Origin of the sequence: Streptomyces sp. NPDC059092 (assembly GCF_042756365.1) — a bacterium.
Taxonomy (GTDB): Bacteria; Actinomycetota; Actinomycetes; order Streptomycetales; family Streptomycetaceae; genus Streptomyces.
In genome coordinates, this window is record NZ_JBHZEJ010000103.1 from 1 (window position 1) to 21,923 (window position 21,923).

A 21,923-nucleotide genomic window follows, 5' to 3' on the forward strand; every position below is an offset into this window, starting at 1 on the left:
GGGCGCCGCGCCCGGGTCCGCACCCGGGCGCAGGCCGGTACGTACCGGCCTGCGCCCCAGCGCGTACGCCGCCGCCGGCGCGGCTACTTCTGCGGCTCCACCGGAATGTCCAGCAGGACGCGCGTGCCGCGCACCGGCGCGGGCACCATGTCGAACGTGCCGCCCAACTCGCCCTCCACCAGCGTCCGTACGATCTGGAGCCCGAGATTCCCGGCCCGCTGCGGATCGAACCCCTCGGGCAGCCCGCGCCCGTCGTCCTGGACGGTGATCATCAGCCGGGTGCCCGAGGCGCCCGGGACGCCCGTACGCCGCTGCTTCTTCGCCGGCGAGTCCCCGCTGCGGATCGCGGAGACGTCCACCCGGCCCTCCTCCCCCGGCGCGAAGGCGTGCTCCAGCGCGTTCTGGAGGATTTCGGTGAGCACCATGGAGAGCGGGGTGGCCACTTCGGCGTCCAGGATGCCGAACCGCCCCGTACGCCGGCAGAGGATCTTGCCGGGCGAGATCTCCGCCACCATCGCCAGGACCCGGTCGGCGATCTCGTCGAACTCGACCCGCTCGTCCAGGTTCTGAGACAGCGTCTCATGGACGATGGCGATCGAACCGACGCGCCGCACCGCCTCGTTGAGCGCTTCCCGGCCCCGCACGGAGTCCATCCGCCGGGCCTGGAGGCGCAGCAGCGCCGCGACCGTCTGGAGGTTGTTCTTCACCCGGTGGTGGATCTCCCGGATGGTGGCGTCCTTGGTGATCAACTCGCGCTCGCGGCGGCGGAGTTCCGTCACGTCACGCAGGAGCACCAGGGAGCCGATCCGGGTGCCCTTCGGCTTGAGCGGGATGGTGCGCAGCTGGATGACCCCGCCGTTGCCCTCGACCTCGGTCTCCCGGGGCGCGTAACCGCTGGCCAGCTTGACCATGGCCTCGTCCACCGGCCCCCGGGCGGGCGCGAGTTGGTCGGTGGCCCGGCCGAGGTGCTGTCCCACCAGGTCGGACGCGAGTCCCAGCCGGTGATACGCGGAGAGGGCGTTGGGGCTGGCGTACTGGACGAGCCCGTCGGCGTCGAGCCGGATCAGCCCGTCCCCGACGCGGGGCGAGGCGTCCATGTCGACCTGCTGGCCGGGGAAGGGAAAGGTTCCTGCGGCGATCATCTGTGCCAGGTCGGAGGCGGACTGGAGATAGCTCAGCTCCAGCCGGCTCGGGGTGCGGACGGTGAGGAGGTTGGTGTTGCGGGCGATGACCCCGAGGATGCGGCCCTCACGCCGTACGGGGATGGACTCGACCCGTACGGGCACCTCCTCACGCCACTCGGGGTCGCCCTCCCGGACGATCCGCCCCTCGTCCAGCGCGGCGTCCAGCAGCGGCCGGCGCCCGCGCGGCACGAGGTGGCCCACCATGTCGTCCTGATAGGAGGTCGGTCCGGTGTTGGGCCGCATCTGGGCGACCGAGACGTAGCGGGTGCCGTCCCGGGTGGGGACCCAGAGGACGAGGTCGGCGAAGGAGAGGTCGGAGAGCAGCTGCCACTCCGAGACCAGCAGATGCAGCCACTCCAGGTCGGATTCACCGAGGGCTGTGTGCTGGCGTACGAGTTCGTTCATGGAGGGCACACCTGCGAGCGTACCCGTGGGATCGGGACGGCCCGCGGTCTGTACCGGAGGGTAGGCGGCGAATTAGGCTCACCGTACGCACCGCGGGCATGGACACCTCCGAATGGTCTAGTCCACAATGGGTGCACAGGCTTCCGTCCTCCCCGCACAGGAGGGCGGAACGAGGTGCCGGCGCTCTCTGCCCTGACTGCGGCGGAACCTCTCCCCACGGCCGCCGGGACCGCACACCTGTCGGCCGTAGCAACTCCGGGCTGCGGTGCCGTACGGGTTGAGGGTCCCGTCGCGGCGCCGCGGCCCGCGGGTGTGTCCCGGGCCGGTCCCGCCCGCCCCTCAGCTCGACTCGGGCGTCTTGGCCATCGTCCGGGGAGCGTCCGGGTCGTAACCGCGGGCGAGGGCGATCTCGTAGGCCAGAAGGTGGAGCGGCAGGATCTCCAGGATCGGCTGAAGCTCCTCCCCCACCCCCTCCACCGGCAGGACGAAGCCCGCCGAGGCCCGCCCGGTCTCCGCCGCCGGGCCCACCACACAGAGATCGGCACCCCGCCCGCGCAGCCGGTCCAGGACCGGGCGGAGCGCCTCGCCGCCCTTGCCCTCGGAGACGACGGCGATCACCGGCGAACGGTTGTCCATCACCGCGAGCGGGCCGTGCAGCAGGTCCGCGCCGGAGTACGCGAGAGCGGGGAGGTAGCTGGTCTCCATCAGCTTCAGGGCCGCCTCCCTGGCCGTGGGATACCCGTACCCCCGCGAGACCACGGCCATCCCCCCGGCGAACCGGTAGCGGGTGGCGAGCGTCCGCACCTCCGCGCCCCGGGCGAGGACCTGGTCCGCGAGATCCGGCACGACCGACGCGGCCCCGGTGCCGTCCGCGCCGCCGAGGCCCTCGACGAAGAGGTACAGCGCGAGCAGCGAGGCGGTGTACGACTTGGTGGCGGGCAGCGCCCGTTCCGCGCCGGCCAGGACGTCGATATGGAACTCGGCCACGGCCGCGAGCGCCGAGTCGGGATTGTTCGTCACCGCGAGGGTGACCGCGCCCGCCTCCCGCGCGGCCCAGGTCGCGGCCACCAGGTCCGGCGAGCCGCCCCACTGGCTGACACTGACGAAGAGCACCCCGGTGAGATCGGGACGCGCGCCGTACGCCGTCATGGTGGACATGGAGGCGAGCCCGCAGGGCAGCCCGCGCCGGATCTCCAGCAGGTACTTCGCGTACAGCGCCGCGTGATCGGACGTGCCGCGCGCCGCGAGCAGCACGAAGCGAGGCTTGCGCGCCGCGACGGCTTCCGCCACCTCGCGGATCCTGGGCGCCCCCTCGCCGAGGATCCGCCGCAGCACCGCGGGCTGTTCCAGCACCTCGGCGGCCATGATGCGGCCCGGGTACTCGCTCGGCCCGGCGGGAAACGCGGCAGACATGCTGGGTGCCCTCCATGTCAGTGACGCCCCCGCCCCCAATCGAACACGCCCGGTGGAACCCCCGCCACCGGGCTCCGCCGCTCCCCCCTTCTTGCCCCTTCCTTCCCCGGATCCAAGAACCGATCAGGACCCCTCTGCTAGAATTGGTCTATACCACAAGAGACTCACCTTTCAGATCGGCAGGCCCAGCGTGGAAGTGGTCATCGTCCAGGACGCCGCCGCGGGCGGCGCACTCATCGCCGACAGCATCGCCGCACTGCTGCGCCGCAAGCCCGACGCCCTGCTCGGCGTGGCCACAGGATCCACCCCGCTGCCCATCTACCAGGCGCTGGCGGCCCAGGTCAGGGCGGGCACCGTGGACGCCTCGGGCGCCCGCATAGCCCAGCTCGACGAATACGTGGGGCTACCGCCGGGCCACCCCGAGTCGTACCGCTCCGTCGTCCTGCGCGAGGTCGTCGAACCGCTCGGCCTGGCCCCGAGCGCCTTCCTCGGCCCCGACGGCAGCGCCGAGGACGTCCAGGCGGCGTGCGAGGCGTACGACCGTGCGCTCACCGAGGCGGGCGGGGTCGACCTCCAGCTCCTCGGCATCGGCACGGACGGCCACATCGGCTTCAACGAACCCTGCTCCTCCCTCGCCTCCCGCACCCGGATCAAGACCCTGACCCGCCGGACCCGCGAGGACAACGCGCGCTTCTTCGACAGCCCGGACGAGGTCCCCCACCACGTGATCACCCAGGGCATCGGCACCATCCTGGAGGCCCGCCACCTGATCCTCCTCGCCACCGGCGAGGGCAAGGCGGACGCGGTCGCCCAGGCGGTCGAGGGCCCGGTCGCCGCGCTCGTCCCCGCGTCCGCGCTCCAGCTCCACCCGCACGCGACGGTGGTCGTGGACGAGGCGGCGGCCTCACGGCTGAAGCTGGCCGACTACTTCCGCGCGACGTTCGCGTCCAAACCGGACTGGCAGGGCATCTGACAGTTCACCCGCTCCGGCGGTTCGCCCCGCTTGGGCCTGGATGGCCCCGAAGATCTCCATTGACAACCCTGCGCGACGGGCAGTTGACTCAGCGAAGTTGTGTACTTCCTGTGATGCTTGGGGCGGGGATCCATGGGTGGGGTGTGGGGACATCGTGATGTCCGGGAGCAGGGACGCGGGCGCGGTCCGCGGTACGCGGGAGGCCTGGTGTGCGGGCTCGCCGTCGTACTGGCGGCGGGTCTCGTCCCGCTGACCGCACTGCCGGCCACCGCACGGCCGGCGTCCGCGCCGGCCGGATCAACCTCGGCCCACGGCGCGAAGCAGGACTCCGGCGAGGCCGCCGCGGAGGCGACCACCGACGGCGCGCTCGCCGAGGCGAAACGTTCGGGCAACCCCGTCGAGATCGCCTCCCTCCGCGGTGAGCACAGCGATGTGTTCGCCACGCCCGAGGGCGCGTTGGAGGCGCGCGAGTACCTGCGTCCCGTACGGGCCCGGGTCGACGGCGCGTGGCGGCCCGTCGACACCGAGCTGGCCAAGGCCCCGGACGGAACGGTCGCCCCGAAGGTGTCCACCGTGGGGATCCGGTTCTCGTCGGGGGGTTCCGAGCCGCTCGTACGGATGGACAAGGCGGGGCGCGAGGTCGCGCTCTCCTGGCCCGATCCCCTGCCCGCGCCGGAGCTGAGCGGCTCCACCGCCACGTACCGCGACGTGCTCCCCGGGGTCGATCTGCGGATGGGCGCGCAGGAGGACGGCTTCACCCAACTGCTCGTCGTGAAGACGGCCGAGGCCGCGGCGAGCGAGAAGCTGGCCACGCTGCGCCTCGGCCTCGCCGCGGAGGGCGTGGACGTACGCGAGACGGCCGAGGGCGGCCTGGAAGCGGTCGACCGGGGCGCGCGGGGCGCGGTGTTCGAGGCGCCGAAGCCGATGATGTGGGACTCCAGCACCCCGGCCGGTGACGGTACGCGATCCGCCCGGAAGCGGGCGGCCGTCGGGAGCGGCGAGGGCGAAGGCGCGGCGCGGGAACCCGGCGCGAGCGAGTCGGGCAAGCTGGCGGCCGTGGAAGTGGCCGTGCCCGCGACGGGCGACGCCCTCGTACTGACCCCGGACGCGGAGGTGCTGTCGGGCGCGGACACGGTGTATCCGGTGTTCATCGATCCGCAGTGGTATTCGCCGAGGGCGTCGGCCTGGACGATGGCGTCGGAGTACTGGGCGTCGTCACCGCAGTGGAAGTTCAACGGCGAGTCGACTGCCGGGATGGGCTACTGCAACTGGTCCTACTGCCAGCCGAACGACACCAAGCGGCTCTTCTACCGCATCCCCACCTCGAAGTTCGCCGGGAAGACGGTCCTGTCGGCGGAGTTCGTGGTGCGCAACACCTGGTCGGCGTCGTGTGATGCGCGCAGCGTGGAGCTTTGGCGCACGAAGGACATCTCGTCCTCGACGACGTGGAACTCGCAGAAGGCCGCGGGTTTCTGGATCAAGGAGCTGCGGTCGAGTTCCTTCGCCTACGGCTACGACGGCTGTTCGGCGAAGGACGCGGAGTTCGACGTGAAGTCGGCCGTGCAGGAAGCCGCGAACGGCAAGTGGTCCACGATGACGTTCGGGCTGCGCGCGGGCAGTGAGTCGGACGCGTACGGCTGGAAGCGCTTCTCGGACAAGGCCTATCTGCGGGTGAAGTACAACCGTCCGCCGCCGCAGATCAAGATGTCGCAGCTCACGATGGAGTACGGCGGGACCTGCAAGAAGCCGGCGAGCGCAGCCAGGGTGCGCACCCTGGGCAAGATCTACGCGAACAAGGTGACCGACCCGGACGGCGACAACGTCTCCGTACAGTTCCAGGCGTCCTGGGACACGGGGGACGGCAAGGGGATGGTGGCCCGCTGGAGCCCCTCCCGCACCACGGCGAAGAAGTCGGGGTCGAGCTTCTCGATCGGGCTGCCGTCGTCGGTGCCGAAGAACAAGCAGGTGGCCTGGTACGTGAGGTCGTACGACGGGGCGCAGTACTCTCCCTGGTCGACCGCCGGGGACCCGACGGGCTGTTACTTCACGTACGACACGAGTGTGCCCAAGGCTCCGGCGGTCTCCTCCGGGGAGTATCCGGCGTCCGATCCGGAGAATCCGGACGACCCGTGGTCGGACGGGGTCGGCAAGTACGGCACGTTCCAACTGAAGGCCGCCGACAGCGATGTGGTCAGGTACTGGTTCGGGGTCAACACGGACCCGTCCTCGAAGAACGCGCTGACCACCACGGGCGGCGCGGCGAAGACCGCCCAGGTGCTTCCCTCCGAGCCGGGGCTGAACTTCGTCACCGCCCAGGCCTTCGACGCGGCGGGCAACGGCAGTGAGATCCGCACCTATCAGTACCGGGTGAAGGCCGGTCAGCCCGAGCGGGCCGCCTGGAACCTCGACGATCCGGCCGGGGCCACCTCGGCCGAGGGCACGGCCGGCTCCCGCGTCGCCGAGCTGCGCGGCGGGGCCACCCCGGGGGTGGCGGGCGCGATCGGTACGGCGGTCTCGTTCGACGGGGTCGACGACTACGCGCAGACGGACATCCCCACGGTGGCCACCGAGAGCGGCTTCTCCGCGGCGGCCTGGGTGAAGCTGTCCAGGACGCCGGAGACCGCGGCGATCATCGCCACGCAGCCGGGCAACCACAGCCCGGGCTTCGAGCTGTACTACTCCAAGTCCTACGACCGCTGGGTCTTCAACCAGTACCTCTCCGACACCCCGGAATCGAACGCGGTACGTGTCATGTCGGCGGCACCGGGCGACGCGAAGGCCGGGACGTGGACGCATCTCGCCGGGACGTACAGCCAGACCGACGGGGAGCTGAAGCTGTACGTCCAGGGCAAGCTGGTCGGCACGACCCCGTACACCACGCCGTGGGACGCGCGCCGCGGACTCCAGATCGGCGCGGGCTCGTACAGCGGTTCGCCCGCCTCGTTCTTCCCGGGGACCATCGACGACGTACGGATCTACGACAAGCCGCTCACGGCCACCGAGGTCACCCGCCTGCACAACAAGCAGCCCATCGGAACGGGCCGCCCGGCCCGCGCGGTCTTCCCCCTGGACGAACCGGCCGACGCGACCCGCGTCACCGGCCGCGCCGACGTCCACCCGGCCGTCCTCAAGGGCGGCGCCACCCCAGGCCGCGCCGGGATGACCGGCAAGGCGCTGACGCTCGACGGAAAGGACGACTACGCCACCGCCGCCGCGCCGCACGTCAACAACCGGCGCAGCTTCACGGTCTCGGCCTGGGCGAAACTCTCCAAGACCAAGCCCGACCACGCGGCGATCATCGCGACGCAGGCAGGGGACCACAAATCCGGCTTCGAGCTGTACTACTCCAACGCGTACGACCGGTGGGTCTTCAACCAGTACATCTCCGACACCCCCGACTCCAACGCCATCCGCGCCATGCAGGCCGAGGGCAGAACCGCGTACGGCGGTGAATGGACCCACCTGGTGGGCGTCCACGACACTGTCGCCAACCAGCTCACCTTGTACGTCAATGGCGTCGAAGCGGGCCGCGCGGCCGTCTCCGAAACCTGGTACGCGGGCGGCCCGGTCCAGATCGGCGCCGGCTCCTACGAGGGCACACCGGATTCGTTCTTCCCCGGCCAGATCGACGAGGTGAAGATCTTCGACCGCCCGGTCTCGGCGGACGAGGTACGGCAGTTGTTCAAGCAGAGCCCGGTGGTCAAGGGCCGCTGGAACTTCGAGGGGACCAACGGCAGCACGCCCGTCACCACCCCCGACCTCTCCGAGGAGAACAACGCCATGAGCCTGTCCGGCGGAGCCCGGCTCGGCGCCGGAATGATCGACTCCGGCGGGCTGGAACTGGACGGCGTCGACGACTACGCGGCCACCGGCACGGTACCCATCGACACCAGCTCCAGTTTCACCGTCACCGCGTGGGCGCGCGGCGCGGCGATGCCGACCAAGCCTGTGGCTGTGGTGAGTGGCGAAGGCACCAACCAGAGCGCGTTCGGCCTCCGCTTCGTGCCCGACAGCAAAGACATGGAAGCCCTAGGCCGCTGGGAACTGACTCTTCCGGACGCGGACGATACGGCCGCCGCCGTGAAGCGGGTGGCCAACAGCGAGTTCTACGACGTACGTGACTGGAACCACCTGGCTGTGGTGTACGACGGGTTCGCCAAGGAAGCCCGCCTGTACGTCAACGGAGCCCTTCAAGAGACGGCTTGTGGTGACGACGACGGCAACGGCGAGGCGGACGAGACTGCGTGCGAGGACCTCATTGCCTGGGCCGACGATGTGCTGACCTTCAAGGCCGGCAAGTCTCTTCAGGTCGGCAGGGCAAAGTCCGCAGGAAAGTGGGGCGAGCACTTCCCCGGCGTGGCCGATGACATATGGGCCTTCCAAGGTGCCCTGAACGACAGCCAGATCGAGAAGCTGGCCGGTACCTGGTTCGACATCCCCACCGAGGTCCCCGCGAGCAGTTGACCTCCCTCCGAGGGCTGTGCCCACCGATCCGGCACAGCCCTCGGCATCCTCGCCCTCACTTCATTCATGGTTCGCGCCGTGCCTGACTCAGAGCACACGGCGCCTGGCAGCGATGGACATCCTTATGAGATCCCGCTCTCCACACGTGCCCGGACCACTGTTTCGACGGACTTCCCTGGTCCTGTCCGCAGTGATGATCGGCGCGATCCTGCAGAATGCCGCAGTGCCGACGGAAGCCGGGGCGGCTGCGGCCGGCCTGCCAGGTCTGCCCGCATCGGAGAGGCCGGTCGTCGGCACCTATGACGCCGAGATCGTCCCCCGCACCCAGTCACAGGAGCCCAAGGGCCCCAGGCAGATGCCCCGGACAGCATGGCCGGAAGCCGCGACGGGGACGATCACCATCCCACGCGGAGACACGGCGGGGGCCGGCGGATTCGCTGAGGCGAAGGGGATTCCCATCGCCGTCGCAGCGGCCGAGTCTGCGACTCCTACGGCCGGGACTTCCACGCCGAAGAGCTCAGCCGTACCGGTCAAAATTGAGACGCGTGTGTTCGCTCGTGAACAGACCGAGCGCCTGGGCGTGCGCGGTCTGGTCTTCAGCCTCCAGCCGCGAACCAGCGCGGGGACACCGGCCGCTCCTTCGCCCGCCCCGTCCACGGTTGCGCTCAGCGTGGACTACGCGGACTTCGCCAACTCCTTCGGTGGCTCGTATGCCTCCCGGATGCGGTTGGTCGAACTCCCGGCGTGCGCGCTGACCACGCCGTCCAAGGACGTTTGCCGTACCACCAAGCCCATAGCCACGGTCAACGACGGCACCAAACAGACTCTCACGGCCAAGAGAGTCGAACTGGCTTCTGGCGAAGCAAAGGTTTTGGCGGCTGTCGCAGCTGCCGAGGGAGACAAGGGCGACTACAAGGCGACTTCTCTGTCTCCGTCAGCTGCCTGGAACACGGATCTCAGCACGGGTGACTTCGGGTGGTCGTACGACATGCCGGTCCCCGATGTCCCCGGGAGTCTGACACCCAACGTCGGTCTCTCCTACTCGTCGGGAACGATTGACGGACGTACCGGCGGAACCAACAACCAGTCGTCCTGGGCGGGCGACGGCTTCAACATGTGGCCCGGATCCATCGAACGCAGATACAAGCCTTGTGCCGACGACGACCAGAAGAATGCCGACGGCAACAAGCCCGGCGACCTGTGCTGGGCTTACGACAACGCCTTCCTCAGCTTCAACGGCAAAGGCGGAGAACTCGTCCCTGTCGGCGCGGACGAGTTCAAGCTCAAGCAGGACGACGGCACCAGGATCGCGCGACTGAAGTCCACCAACCGGGGCAACGGCGACAACGACGGCGAGTACTGGCGGCTGACCGCTCCGGACGGCGTCCGCTACTACTTCGGCTACAACCGTCTGCCTGGTTGGACCGACGGCAAGGAAGCCACCGATTCGACGTGGACCGTACCCATCTACGGCAACGACGAAGGGGAGCCCTGCAAGGCCACTGACTTCGCGGGTTCCTGGTGCCAGCAAGCCTGGCGCTGGAACCTCGACTACGCAGTTGATCCCCATGGCAACGCCATCGGTTATCACTACACCAAGGAGACCAATTCCTACGGACGTAACCTCAAAGAGGAGGACGACACCACCTACACACGTGGGGGCTACCTCGAACGTATCGATTACGGCCTCAAGTCCGACCGGATGTTCGCGGACAAGCCACAGGCCCAGGTCATCTTCGACAACGCCGAGCGATGCCTGCCCCAGACCGGTGTCACCTGCGCCGCGTCCACGATCGGCGACAAGGCGCCCTACTGGTACGACACCCCTTGGGATCTGAACTGCACTGCGGGTACCAAGTGTGACAACGGGAGACTTTCCCCGTCCTTCTGGACACGTAAGCGCCTGACGGACGTCACCACCCAGACCCTCAATGCCGACGGCACCTACAGCAAGATCGATGCCTGGAAGCTCAGTCACCGCTGGGGCATGGCGGACACCGACTACCAGTTGCTTCTCGACTCGGTTCAGCACACCGGGCACTCGGCCACCCCTGCCATCACCCTCCCGAAGACCACTTTCACCTACACACAGCTCGAAAACCGTCTGGACAAGACCGGGGACGGATTCGCCCCGTTCATCAAGGCCCGGCTTTCCACCGTGGCCGATGAAAGCGGTGGTCAGGTCGACGTCAACTACTCGGCATCCGCCTGCGACTGGAACGCTCTGCCGACTCCGCAGACGAACACCACGCGGTGCTTTCCCCAGTACATCGGCGGCAGCAGCACTGCGGACGCCGAGCGGCACTGGTTCAACAAATATGTGGTCACCTCCACCACTACCACGGACCGCACCGGCGGTGCCCCGGACGCGGTGATCCGCTACCAGTATCTGGGCGGTGCCGCTTGGCATTTCGACGACGATGAGGGTCTGACCAAGGAGAAGCACAAGACCTGGTCGCAATGGCGCGGCTACGGCCAGGTCCGGGTCCAGACCGGGGGCCAGGGCGGCGCAGCGGCTATGAAATCCCAGCAGGACTCCTACTTCCTGCGAGGCATGGACGGTGACCGCAAGGACACTGCGGACGGCACCAAGTCCGTGACGGTACCCCTGGCCGACGGTGAGGGGGACCCGATCACCGACCACGAGTCCACAGCCGGATTCAGCTACAAGACGGTCACCTACGACAAGCCGGACGGCAAGATCCTCAGCAAGTCGGTCAGCAGGCCCTGGCACCACGAAACAGCGAAAAGGACACGAAGCTGGGGCACAGTCACTGCGAACCTCACCGGCTCGTCCAGCACCAAGGAATGGGAATCCCTGGACGAAGGTGCGGGCGCCAAGTGGCGTATCAAGTCAACCGCGACCAAGCACGACACAGTGGCAGGCCGCGTCATCCAGATCGACGACTTCGGAGACGCAGCCAGCACGGCCGACGATCGGTGTACACGCACCACATACCCGAGCGACGCCGTGATTCTCGATGCGGCCTCACGGGTCGAGATCGTGGCGAAGCCCTGTGACGCCACGGTCGATCGCTCCAAGGACGTGATCTCAGACGTTCGCACCGCCTACGACGGCGGTGCCTATGACGCGGCTCCCACCAAGGGCGATGTCACAGCGTCGGCGACGCTCAAGAGCCACGACGGCACGAAGGCCACCTATCTGGAGACAGGTACGACGTACGACGGCTACGGTCGCACGCTGACCAGCACCGACCTGACCGCAAATGTCACGGTCGATGCCGACAACGCCCCTGCACGCGTCGCCCGTGCAGACGGCCGTACCACCACCACGGTCTACACCCCCGCGACCGGCCTGCCGACGCAGGTCAAGACCACCACACCTCCTGCAACGGCGGGAGACGCGTCCACGGCGCAGACCACCGCCCAAGCTCTTGGGCTGCGTGGACTGCCGATGACGGAGACCGACACCAACGGGAACGTCACCGAGTCCACCTTCGACGCGCTCGGCCGCGCGGCCAAGGTCTGGCTGGCCGACCGGCGCAACACCCTGAATCCCAGTTACCAGTTCACCTATGTGGTCGAGGAGGGTAAGCCTGTCGCGGTCGCCACCAGGACCCTCGACAACAACGGTGGACAGATCACTTCCTACGCCCTCTACGACGGATTCCTGCGCGAACGGCAGACCCAGGCCCCGGGACCCGACGGTGGCAGCATCCTCACGGATATCTTCTACGACGAGCGCGGTCTGGCAGCAAAGAAGTTTGCGCCGTACTACAGCACCGGCCAGCCATCCGCCACGCTGTTCAGACCGGCAGACGCTCTGTCGGTCGAAACGCAGACCCGCTCCACCTTCGACGGTCTGGGACGTGAAGTGGAGTCCCGTCAGATTGCCGGAAACGGTGACGGCGGAAGTGTTCTCAATGTCACGGCCACTCGATACAGAGGAGACCGCACCACCGTCATACCCCCCGTCGGCGGTATCGCCAGTACCACGGTCAAGGACGCCCACGGCCAGACCACCGCTCTCCTCCAGCACCACCAGCGCGATGCCGACGCCCCGTACGACACCACGACGTACGACTACACTCCGCGAGACGAGCTGAGAACGCTGACCGACCCGTCGGGCAGCACCTGGAGCTACACCTACGACCAACTCGGCCGCCAGATCAGGACGGTCGATCCGGACAAGGGCACCACGACCAACGTCTACGACGATCGCGGCCAGCTCACCTCCTCCACTGACGCCCGCGGCACAACCCTCGTCAGCGCCTACGACAACCTCGGCCGGAAGACCGCACTGCGCGAAGGTACGGCCACCGGCGCCTTGCGGTCCGCATGGGTCTACGACACGGTCGCCGATGCCAAGGGCCAACTCGCCGAATCCACCCGCTATGTCAACGGCCAGGCGTATACGTCCAAGGTCACCGCGTATGACCGGCTCTACCGTCCCACGAGGACCGCGGTCGTCATACCCGAAGCTGAAGGTGTTCTGCAGGGCACCTATCAGACCGGCACCGCTTTCAAGCTCTCCGGCCTGGTCGGAACCGTCAGCTATTCGGCGGCCGGATCTCTGCCCGGTGGCTCGGTCACCTACGGATACGAAGACCAGACCTTGCGACAGGTCGCCGTGTACGGCGAGGGCATGACCAGCAGCGTCAGCTACAGCCTCACCGGCAAACCCCTCCAGTACGGCCTGAGCCCGTCCGGAGGCGGTAAGAAGGCACAGGTCACCAACACATACGAGTGGGGCACTCAGCGTCTCGCAACATCGCGGGTGGACCGCGAAGAACAGAACGGCGTGGACCGTAACACCACTTATCGCTACGACGACACCGGAAACGTCCTCTCCATGGCCGACGTCTCCCGCACCGGCACCGACAACCAGTGCTTTTCCTATGATCACCTGCGCCGCCTCACCGAAGCGTGGACACAGCCCACAGCCACCTGTTCCGCCACTCCCGCTACAAGCAAGATCGGTGGTCCCGCCCCGTACTGGCAGAGCTATACCTACGACAAGGCCAGCAACCGCGCCACCGAAATCCAGCACAACCCTGCGGGTGACACCAGCAAGGACGTCAAGCGGACGTACAGCTACCCCGGGTCCGGCAAGGCGCTGGCTCACTCGCTGACCTCGGTGACAAGCACCGGTCCCGCCGGCACCAGTACGGACAATTACGGCTACGACAAGGCTGGCAACACCACGAGCCGACCGGGCCAGACACTCGCCTGGGACGTCGAAGGCCACCTCTCCAAGGTCACCGAAGGCGCCAGAACCACCGAGTATCTCTATGACGCGGACGGCAACCGTCTCATCGGCCGGACCAGCACCGAAACAACCCTCTACCTCGGACATACCGAAGTCACCCTTGCCAAAGGCGCTGACAAGGCAAAGGCCACCCGCTACGTCGACATCGGCGGTGGCCAGGGCGCGGTCCGGAACGACGACGGCACCGTTGCCTTCACCATCGCCGATCACCACGGCACAGGACAACTCGCCGTCAGCGCGGCCGATCTGACCCTCACCCAGCGCCGTACCCTCCCCTTCGGTGCGATCCGCGGGGACGCGCCGAAAGCCTGGCCGGGCACCAAGGGCTTCGTCGGCGGCACCGATGACACCAAGGCGACCGGCCTCACCCACCTCGGCGCCCGTGAATACGACCCCGGCATCGGCCGTTTCATTAGTGTTGACCCGTTGCTCCAGAGCGAGATTCCACAGACTCTGAACGGCTACAGCTACGGCACGCAGAACCCGGTGACCATCACGGATCCCAGCGGGTTGGGAGTTCCGGAATGTCACACGGGCGAGCTGACCGGCTGCCACAACGGCGTTCCCGGAAAGGGCACGAAGCCCGCAAAAACCAAGTCCGAGAAGAAGAAGGGAACCAGTTCCTCCTCTTCATCCTCGGGCGGGAGGTCGAATTCGGGCGGAAGCACTTGGGCGCCCGCCCCGTCCCCCAGCCCCGGCAAGGCGCCGGCACCAGGGCCCTATCTGGGGAAGCGCGTCGACGGGCCGGCGATCCAAGTGTTCACTTATGTTCTTTTCTTTCTCCCTGACCCAGTGGCATGGAAAGACTGCGTGAACAGTCCCGGTCTGACGGCCGACTGCGCTTCCACCGTGGGCGATCTGCCCACTCCACTGAAGATCCTCAAGCTGGCCAAGGGGGCAAAGCATATTGACGGTGCGGCGGGCGCCGCCAAGAAGGCGCCTTCCGGCTGCAAGTGCTTCCTGCCCGGCACCGATGTACTCCTTGCCGACGGAACGACCAAGGACATCGAGGACATCAAGCTCGGCGATCAGGTACTGGCCACAGACCCCGAAACAGGAGAGACCGGCCCCCGCGAGGTCACCCGCCTCATAGTCACCAAGGACGACAAGCACTTCAACACGTTGTCCATAATGACCGAAGACGGCGTCGAGGAGCTCACGGCAACCCACGAACACCCCTTCTGGTCACCGTCGGAACGCCGCTGGCTCGAAGCCGGAGAGCTCACGGCAGGCATGACCCTGCTCAGCGACGACGGCACAACCGTCATCGTGACCGCGAACCGCGCCTTCACCAAGCACGCCACGACCTACAACCTCACTGTCGCCGAGATCCACACGTACTATGTGCTGGCGGGCGACACGCCGGTCCTGGTTCACAATTCTGGCGAATGCCCGAATGGGGGTGCCCCGCGCTCGGCGGACGGTAAGTTCTCAAAGCGCAATGGCGAGCCTGGACGCGACGGTGCCGCAGATGAAGCGAACGCCTGGGATCAGCTGGAAATGGACGGCGCAGTCGTTATGCGAAATGAGACCGCGGTTTCTGCGCCAGGAATGCGAGTCCGCAAATATGACGGCACGGTTGAGATCAACGGTCAGTGGTATGGAATCGAGGTGAAGGGTGGAACCGCCAAGAAGAATCCTCAACAACGGGATTTCGACGATTGGCTCAACTCGCCCGGTAACACGGTCACCACTGGAGATGGGCGAACCCTTGTCGGGGTTCACGATGTGTGGATAGATCGGTAGTGGCTGTGGGGCCGACCCGGAAGGCCGGGTCGGCCCCACAGTCGATCCATCTAGACTGCGGTACCGTATTCGCAGTCCAGCGCCAACGAGTCGGGCCCCAGATCGCAGCCTCGGAAGGGATATGAGAATGAGTTTTGATCTGATCTTTTGGTGTCAGAAAGTGGCCCCGACCCCGGAGGAGGCCGCTCAGGTTTACGATCAGTTGACGGATGGGATTACTGGGATCGTTGAAGAGAATCCGGCTATCGAAGATTTTCATCAAGCCGTGATCTCCGAGTTCCCGGACCTTACTGAAGAAAATATGCATGCGTCACCGTGGGCCTCTCCTCTCTATGTAACCGGCGAGTGTGTGATCGCCGCTATTTCCTGGTCGCATTCCAGTGAAGTCTCTTCGGCACTGCTCGACTTGGCGTCGGTACATGGACTAACCGCGTACGACCCGCAGGATCAAGTGGTCTACGGAATTACCGGAGACGACTCAAACCGCTGACGAACTGAGGGAGGAATGTGCACTGCAGAGGGTGCGCCAGCGACCGCTGCGCAGGTGTTTGACGGCTGCAGTTGACGGCGACGTCAGCGGACGAGCGCTGCGGCAGGTGATCGTCAGGCTCCTCGGCGCAGCCCGGGGTGGCGCTCAGGCGGTTGGGGGCAGAGACGCACATGAGTGTAGACGCCGATGTGGGCGTGACCGAGTGGTGCGGTGGAGACAGGAGTGGGCCTCATCGGGGCGCCGCGCACCGTACGGCCCTATCGTGCGCCTACCGGTGCACGAATGTCCGGCAGCTCATTCAAAACGACTGGCCGATTGAGGCAATGGGTGCACTGCTTGGGCTGGAGCCGAAGGGTCTCCGTGCCGGGTACCTTGGCGCACCTCTCGCCCCCTGGGCCCGGTTCGGGCGGGTGCCCGACAACGGGCCCGAGCAGCGGGGCTTGCCCGGGCGGCCCCTCCTGGAACCGCAGCACGCGAGCCTGGAGAGGTCGGCCTCACAGCCAGCAGTTCCCCGGCTCGCCCGGTTACCTTTGGCGCCGGTCCGCAGGCGGGGCCCGGCGCTACAGGAGATGGTCGGCCTTGCCGGCCTTGATGTCGCGGATGAGGGTGGTAAGGGCTTCGCGGGTGTCGGTGAGGTAGGCGTCCTCCCGACCGGAGACGGCTATGTAGGCGTTGCCGTCCGGGTCCGTGCCGATACGGAAGCAGTTGTTACCCGTGCCGCAGAACGGCTCTTCCCAGGTGATCTTCGACATAGCTGAATTCCTTAGAGTTCGCGAATGATGCTGCGGATGACGTCCCGCGATGCCTGTGCCGACAGGCATGCCTCGTCCATCCAGTCCAAGTGTGTGCGGTACTTGGCCAGTTGCGCTGCCTCGTGCATGAATGCCGGACCGTGAGCCGAGTCGAGCTGAGCGGTGTCGAGCTGCGGAACGGGTGCCTCGGCGTAGAGCAGGGATTGCCCGGCGCCAGGAAAGCTACCGCGTTCGATGGGCACTATCCGGACGGTGACATTGTCCCGCTCGCCCGCTTCGATCAGGGCACCGAGCTGCTTCTTGGTCACCTCGCGGCCGCCGAAGAGCATCCGCAGTGCTGCCTCGTGCACATAGCCCGTGTAACTGACCGGCTGTTCGCGGCTGAGCACGCGCTGCCGGTCCATCCGATGCGCCACATGCAGTTCGAGTTCGAGGCGCGGCAGGGGAGGAAGCAGCGCGTCGAAGATACTGCGGGCATAGTCCTCGGTCTGGAGCAAGCCAGGGATGTGAACCGTCTGGATGGTCTGGATCCGGTGCGATTGCCATTCCAGTTCGGCGATGTCCAGGAGGCCAGGTGACAGCTTTCTCCTGTACTCGTCCCACCAGTTACGCTGTGGAATCCTGCTGAGTTCTACGAGCGCGTCCACGTACCGCTCGTCCGTGCACGCGCAGTGGGCGGCCAGAGCGCGCAGCCGTTCAGGGCTGATGTTGCGAACTCCCGCTTCGATGTTTGAGATCTTGCCCCGGTCGACACCGATCAACCCGGCCGCCCGCTCGGCGGTCATATCCGCGGCCGTGCGCAACTTCTTGATCTCCGCGCCGAGTCTCTTCTGCCGCTGTGTGGGGGTGGTCCGTGGGGGCATGGACATCCCTTCTGTTGACTGCCGCTCAGTCTGCCGGGCACCACCATACGGGGCTATCGGTGCAGCACTATCCAAGGACAGGGGTGGCACATGAAGCACTCCATGCCCTACCTTCAGTGATGCGACGCTCACGCACAGCGAAAACGAAGAGCATTGCGCGAGCCTGCCCACAGGTGTCCGCAGACACCACGCCAACCCAACGCGTCAACGAGCGGAGTCGTCATGCCCGAAAACGAATTCGTCCCCGTACTCCCCTACGCCACACCTAGGTTCACCCAATGCCCGCCCCCGCTCCAGGACGCGGGCGAGCCGAATCCCGGGAACCTCGCGTACGGGCTGACGCTCCCCTCCGCCGTTGCCACCCCGGCCGTCGCGCACGAGGCCGCCGAGATCATCCTCGACGTGCACTGCGTTGCGGACAGCCTGATCGACCCGGCCCTGCGTCTTGTACGCGAACTTGTCGCCTACGCCTGCCGGTTCACCGGTTCCGGGGAACAGGTTCATCTCGCCCTGCGTCATGACCTTGAGGGTGCCCTGCGGATCGCCGTCCACGACCCTCACGCCGCGCATGCCCACCCCCGCCTCGCCGCCGTGTGCGACGAACGCCGCCTGGACGCGTTGGAGGGTGTGCCCGACCTGGTGGAGGCCCACCAGGGGGCCTGGGGCTTCGGTGCCGCGCACCCTTTCGCCGTCGGTGGCGGCATCGGTACCCGTACGTGGGCCACCCTCGTGCACACCCCGCGCCGCTGGGCCGCCTGACGCGGGGGCGCGGGCCGGGCGCCCCTTACCGCACCCGCCCCGCGATGACCTCCGCCGCCGCCTGGGCGCAGACGCGGGCCGCGCCGTGGGTGGCGATGTGGAGGGCTCCCCTCGGGGGGGCCTCGTTGAGGCCCATCTCGACCACCAGCGTGTCCGGGCGCGCCGTGAGCAGGGCGTCCAGGGTGGCCGACATCCAGGGGTGGCGGTGGGCGTCTCGGACCACCGCGACCGTGGTGCGGTCGCCCGCCGCCGTGAGGATGCGGGGCGCCGGGGCGTCAGGGGCCGGCGTGTCTCCGTACGTGGCCGACTCCGTGCCCGGGAGGAGGCGGGAGAGTTCCGTCGCCAGGCCCCAGGGGGTCTCCTCGCCGACCGCGATGTTCGCCACCGGGGTGAGGACCGCGACGTACGGGGCCCGGGTGAGCGGGGCCGCCGTGCCCGTGACGCGCAGTGCCCTGCGGGCCGCCACCAGGCCGATGTCGGGGCGGCCGGACGCCGCGCCCTGATCTGCGGAAACCGTCGCGGTGCCGGGCGCGGTCCCCTCCTGTGCGGCCGTGCCCGGCTCCGAAGCCGCCCTGGCCCGGCGCGTCCAGTCGGCGAGGCCGCGCACCCGCGCGGCCGCGTCGGCCAGGCGTTCCTCGGGGAGTTCGCCGGTCCGTACGGCGGTCACCAGGGCGTCCCGCAGCCGCAGTACGGTGTCCTCGTCCGCCAGGCCGCCGCCGACGCAGATGGCGTCGGCGCCCGCCGCGATCGCGAGGACGGAGCCGCGCTCGATCCCGTACACCGAGGCGATGGCCTGCATCTCCATGCCGTCGGTGACGATCGGGCCCTGGAAGCCCAGTTCCTCGCGCAGCAGTCCGGTCAGGATCCGCGGGCTCAGGGTGGCCGGGCGCTCCGGGTCGAGCGCGGGGAGCAGGATGTGCGCGCTCATCACCGATCGGGAACCCGCCGCGACGGCCGCGCGGAACGGCAGCAGCTCACGGGCGTGCAGGGTGTCCAGGTCCACGTCGATGCGGGGCAGCGCGTGGTGCGAGTCGACGGCCGTGTCGCCGTGGCCCGGGAAGTGTTTGACGCAGGCGGCGACCCCGGCGGACTGGAGCCCTTCGACGTACGCGGCGGTGTGCCGGGCCACCAGTGCCGGGTCGGCGCCGAAGGACCGTACCCCGATGACCGGGTTGTCCGGGTTGGAGTTGACGTCGGCGGAGGGCGCCCAGTTGAGGTTGACCCCGCACGCGGCGAGCCGCCGGCCCAGTTCCCTGGCGACGTCGCGGGTGAGGCCGGTGTCGTCGACGGCTCCGAGCGCGTGGTTGCCGGGGAAGGACGAGCCCTGCCGTACCTCTAGACGGGTGACGTCGCCGCCCTCCTCGTCGATGGCGACGAGGATGTCGTCCCGCTCCTCCCGCAGCCGTCGCGTGAGCGCCGTGAGCTGCTCGGGGGTGGCGATGTTACGGCCGAACAGTCCGACCGAGGCGAGTCCGCCGCCGATCGCCCGCAGCAGCCACTCCGGCGCCGTGGTGCCGACGAAGCCGGGCTGGAGGACGGCGAGGGCGTCGCGGGTGAGGGTGTCCGTGCTGGACAAGGTTGTGGTCATCGGTGGTTCTAACCCTTCACTGCGCCGGCTGTCAGACCCGCCGCCATCTTGCGCTGGACGAGCAGGAACAGAATCACGATGGGCACGGCCATCATCGTGGAGCCCGCCATCATCGGGGCGAACTCGGTTCCGTGTTTGGTGGAGAAGTTGGAGAGCCAGACGGTCGCGGTCTGGTTCTGCTGGCTCATCAGCATGAGCGCGTACAGGTACTCGTTCCACGCCTGGATGAAGCCGTACACCGAGGTGGCGACCATGCCGGGCGCGAGCAGCGGGAAGACCACGCGGATGAAGGCGCCGGTGCGGCTGCATCCGTCGACCATCGCCGCTTCCTCCAGCTCCTTCGGGATGTTGACGATGAAGCCGCGCAGGGTCCACACGGTGAAGGGGAGGATGAAGGTGAGGTACGTGATGACCAGGCCGGAGAGCCTGTCGTACTGGCCGAGGTCGTTCAGCAGCAGGAAGACCGGGATGATCATGGCGACCAGCGGGACCATCTGTACGGCGAGGATCCCGACGATCACGATCTTGCGGCCCCGGAACGCGAACCGGGAGATGGCGAGCGCGGCGAGCAGCCCGACCGCGACGCCGATGACGACCACGACGGACGAGACGAGCAGCGAGCGCCCGACCGGTCCCCAGAAGTCGGCGATGTCCAGCGCCCGGCGGAAGTTGTCCAGGGTGAACGTACGCGGGAAGAAGTGCGGGTCGGGGTCGATGGCGTCGCCGGCCGGTTTGAACGCCGTGTTCAGCATCCAGTAGACGGGGAAGCCGAGGACGACGAAGACGAGTACGCCGAGTACGTTCCAGCCGGCCTTGCGCTTGCCGGGGGCCGTCTGCCGCGGGGGTCGTCTCCCGGGCGCCTTCGACGGTTCGCCGGCCGCGGTGGCCGTAGGGGTCGCGGGGGCCGCAGCGGTCGCGGTGGCCGGGGTCGAAGCGCTCACTCCACCTCTCCGATCTTGAGCATCTGGCGCATGTAGACCGCGATCACACCCAGCAGGAGCAGGACCGTGAGCAGCGCGATCGCCGACCCCTGGGAGTAGTCGTTGACGACGAACGCCTTGTCGTACGAGTAGGTGGTGAGGAGCTGGAACTCGGCCTCGGGGTGTCCGTTGCGCATCACGAAGACCTGGGGGAAGACGCCCATGTCCCAGATCACCGAGAGCGTCGCGAGCATCACGATGACGGGCTTGAGGATCGGGATGGTGACATGGCGGAAGACGCCCCAGGAGCCCGCCCCGTCGAGCCGCGCGGCCTCCTCCAGCTCCGCGGGTACCTGGGTGAGCCCGGCGGTGAGGGTGATGGCGACGAACGGTACGGCGCCCCAGACCACCAGCAGCATGATCACGGCGAGGCCCTGCGGGCCGCTCGCGAACCAGTTGTGGCCGATGAGGTCGACGCCGGGGATCCTGGACAGCACCCAGTTGAGGACGCCGTAGTCGGTGTCGAACATCCACTTGAAGATGGTGACGGCGACCAGGATCGGCATGCCCCAGCTCGCCACCAGGGCGATGTTGATCAGGGTCTTCACCCAGCCGGAGACCCGCTGCTGGAGCAGGGCGATGAGCATGCCGAGCACCATGGTGAGGATCACGGCGCCGGCCGCGAAGACGACCGTACGGAGGACGACCGCCCAGAACTCCGCGTCGCCGAGGACGGCGGTGAAGTTGTCGAGGCCGGCGGACTCCGGGGCCTGGAACCCCCAGAGCTGGGGCTGCCCGAACTTCTGGAAGGAGAGGGTGACCAGCCGGGTCAGCGGGTAGCCCAGCACCAGCGCGAGGACGGCCAGGCAGGGTGCGAGCAGCAGCCAGGGCACGGAGCCCCCGCCGGCGCCCCGGCCCCTGCCCGCGCCCTTGCCAGGTCTCGCGCCGGATCCGGGAGGCCCCGGCGGCTCGTGCCGTACGGGGGGATCACCGGCGGCCGTCGCGGTGGCCGTCGTCGTGGTCGCGTTCGTCGTTGCGTTCATGGCACTGTCACCGGGACTCGTACGGGCACGGGCACTCATCGCGCGCTCCTCAGCGGGCCGGGCGGGGCGCTGTCCGGCAGGTCGGTGCCGGAC

12 protein-coding genes are annotated in these 21,923 nt (G+C 68.0%); 5 read left to right on the forward strand and 7 right to left on the reverse strand.

Annotated features, from left to right (window positions below; genetic code table 11):
* Positions 1 to 83 precede the first annotated feature (83 nt).
* The gene (locus tag ACFXPL_RS35090) at positions 84 to 1,589 is read right to left on the reverse strand and encodes a histidine kinase N-terminal domain-containing protein (RefSeq protein WP_384927225.1); all 1,506 of its coding nucleotides are present in this window, start codon (positions 1,587 to 1,589) and stop codon (positions 84 to 86) included.
* A gap of 339 nt (positions 1,590 to 1,928) precedes the next feature.
* Positions 1,929 to 3,002 carry an SIS domain-containing protein gene (locus tag ACFXPL_RS35095; RefSeq protein WP_384927215.1) on the reverse strand — a complete coding sequence of 358 codons (1,074 nt, stop codon included), beginning with the start codon at positions 3,000 to 3,002 and terminating at the stop codon, positions 1,929 to 1,931.
* Positions 3,003 to 3,192: 190 nt separating this feature from the next.
* Here ACFXPL_RS35095 and nagB point away from each other — a divergent pair, with 190 nt between their 5' ends.
* The 4 genes from nagB to ACFXPL_RS35115 all read left to right on the forward strand — a co-directional run bounded on the left by nagB (position 3,193) and on the right by ACFXPL_RS35115 (position 15,905).
* Positions 3,193 to 3,975: a glucosamine-6-phosphate deaminase gene (gene nagB, locus ACFXPL_RS35100; RefSeq protein WP_384927216.1), complete on the forward strand. Its 783-nt coding sequence runs from the start codon at positions 3,193 to 3,195 to the stop codon at positions 3,973 to 3,975.
* Positions 3,976 to 4,107: 132 nt separating this feature from the next.
* Positions 4,108 to 8,439, forward strand: a complete 4,332-nt coding sequence (locus tag ACFXPL_RS35105; RefSeq protein WP_384927217.1) for a LamG-like jellyroll fold domain-containing protein — start codon at positions 4,108 to 4,110, stop codon at positions 8,437 to 8,439.
* Positions 8,440 to 8,632: 193 nt separating this feature from the next.
* Positions 8,633 to 15,415: a polymorphic toxin-type HINT domain-containing protein gene (locus ACFXPL_RS35110; protein ID WP_384927218.1), complete on the forward strand. Its 6,783-nt coding sequence runs from the start codon at positions 8,633 to 8,635 to the stop codon at positions 15,413 to 15,415.
* A gap of 127 nt (positions 15,416 to 15,542) precedes the next feature.
* Positions 15,543 to 15,905 (forward strand): hypothetical protein, encoded by a 363-nt coding sequence (locus ACFXPL_RS35115; protein ID WP_384927219.1) that lies wholly within the window; start codon positions 15,543 to 15,545, stop codon positions 15,903 to 15,905.
* 560 nt (positions 15,906 to 16,465) lie between these two features.
* On the opposite strand, the gene ACFXPL_RS35120 is transcribed toward ACFXPL_RS35115, so the two are convergent.
* Together ACFXPL_RS35120 and ACFXPL_RS35125 are read right to left on the reverse strand one after the other, a co-directional pair.
* Positions 16,466 to 16,657 carry a hypothetical protein gene (locus ACFXPL_RS35120; RefSeq protein ID WP_384927220.1) on the reverse strand — a complete coding sequence of 64 codons (192 nt, stop codon included), beginning with the start codon at positions 16,655 to 16,657 and terminating at the stop codon, positions 16,466 to 16,468.
* 11 nt (positions 16,658 to 16,668) lie between these two features.
* The gene (locus ACFXPL_RS35125) at positions 16,669 to 17,520 is read right to left on the reverse strand and encodes a helix-turn-helix domain-containing protein (protein ID WP_384927221.1); all 852 of its coding nucleotides are present in this window, start codon (positions 17,518 to 17,520) and stop codon (positions 16,669 to 16,671) included.
* Positions 17,521 to 17,742: 222 nt separating this feature from the next.
* Here ACFXPL_RS35125 and ACFXPL_RS35130 point away from each other — a divergent pair, with 222 nt between their 5' ends.
* A complete protein-coding gene (locus tag ACFXPL_RS35130; RefSeq protein WP_384927222.1) occupies positions 17,743 to 18,279 on the forward strand; it encodes an ATP-binding protein in 537 nt (178 codons plus the stop codon).
* Positions 18,280 to 18,304: 25 nt separating this feature from the next.
* On the opposite strand, the gene ACFXPL_RS35135 is transcribed toward ACFXPL_RS35130, so the two are convergent.
* From ACFXPL_RS35135 to ACFXPL_RS35145, 3 genes are read right to left on the reverse strand one after another with little or no spacing between them, the layout of a single operon-like run.
* Entirely contained in the window at positions 18,305 to 19,867 is a 1,563-nt protein-coding gene (locus ACFXPL_RS35135; protein ID WP_384927223.1) for a glycoside hydrolase family 3 protein, read from the reverse strand.
* Between the two features lie 8 nt (positions 19,868 to 19,875).
* The gene (locus ACFXPL_RS35140; RefSeq protein WP_384927224.1) at positions 19,876 to 20,808 is read right to left on the reverse strand and encodes a carbohydrate ABC transporter permease; all 933 of its coding nucleotides are present in this window, start codon (positions 20,806 to 20,808) and stop codon (positions 19,876 to 19,878) included.
* Entirely contained in the window at positions 20,805 to 21,830 is a 1,026-nt protein-coding gene (locus ACFXPL_RS35145; protein ID WP_384927226.1) for a carbohydrate ABC transporter permease, read from the reverse strand. Before ACFXPL_RS35145 ends, ACFXPL_RS35140 begins: the two co-directional genes overlap by 4 nt.
* Between the last annotated feature and the right edge of the window lie 93 nt (positions 21,831 to 21,923).

Coding starts and splice junctions, on each gene's coding strand:
- ACFXPL_RS35090 (WP_384927225.1), bottom strand. CDS start 1,589: ATGAACGAACTCGTACGCCAGCACACAGCCCTCGGTGAATCCGACCTG.
- ACFXPL_RS35095 (WP_384927215.1), bottom strand. CDS start 3,002: ATGTCTGCCGCGTTTCCCGCCGGGCCGAGCGAGTACCCGGGCCGCATC.
- ACFXPL_RS35105 (WP_384927217.1), top strand. CDS start 4,108: ATGGGTGGGGTGTGGGGACATCGTGATGTCCGGGAGCAGGGACGCGGG.
- ACFXPL_RS35110 (WP_384927218.1), top strand. CDS start 8,633: ATGATCGGCGCGATCCTGCAGAATGCCGCAGTGCCGACGGAAGCCGGG.
- ACFXPL_RS35115 (WP_384927219.1), top strand. CDS start 15,543: ATGAGTTTTGATCTGATCTTTTGGTGTCAGAAAGTGGCCCCGACCCCG.
- ACFXPL_RS35120 (WP_384927220.1), bottom strand. CDS start 16,657: ATGTCGAAGATCACCTGGGAAGAGCCGTTCTGCGGCACGGGTAACAAC.
- ACFXPL_RS35125 (WP_384927221.1), bottom strand. CDS start 17,520: ATGCCCCCACGGACCACCCCCACACAGCGGCAGAAGAGACTCGGCGCG.
- ACFXPL_RS35130 (WP_384927222.1), top strand. CDS start 17,743: ATGCCCGAAAACGAATTCGTCCCCGTACTCCCCTACGCCACACCTAGG.
- ACFXPL_RS35135 (WP_384927223.1), bottom strand. CDS start 19,867: ATGACCACAACCTTGTCCAGCACGGACACCCTCACCCGCGACGCCCTC.
- ACFXPL_RS35145 (WP_384927226.1), bottom strand. CDS start 21,830: ATGAACGCAACGACGAACGCGACCACGACGACGGCCACCGCGACGGCC.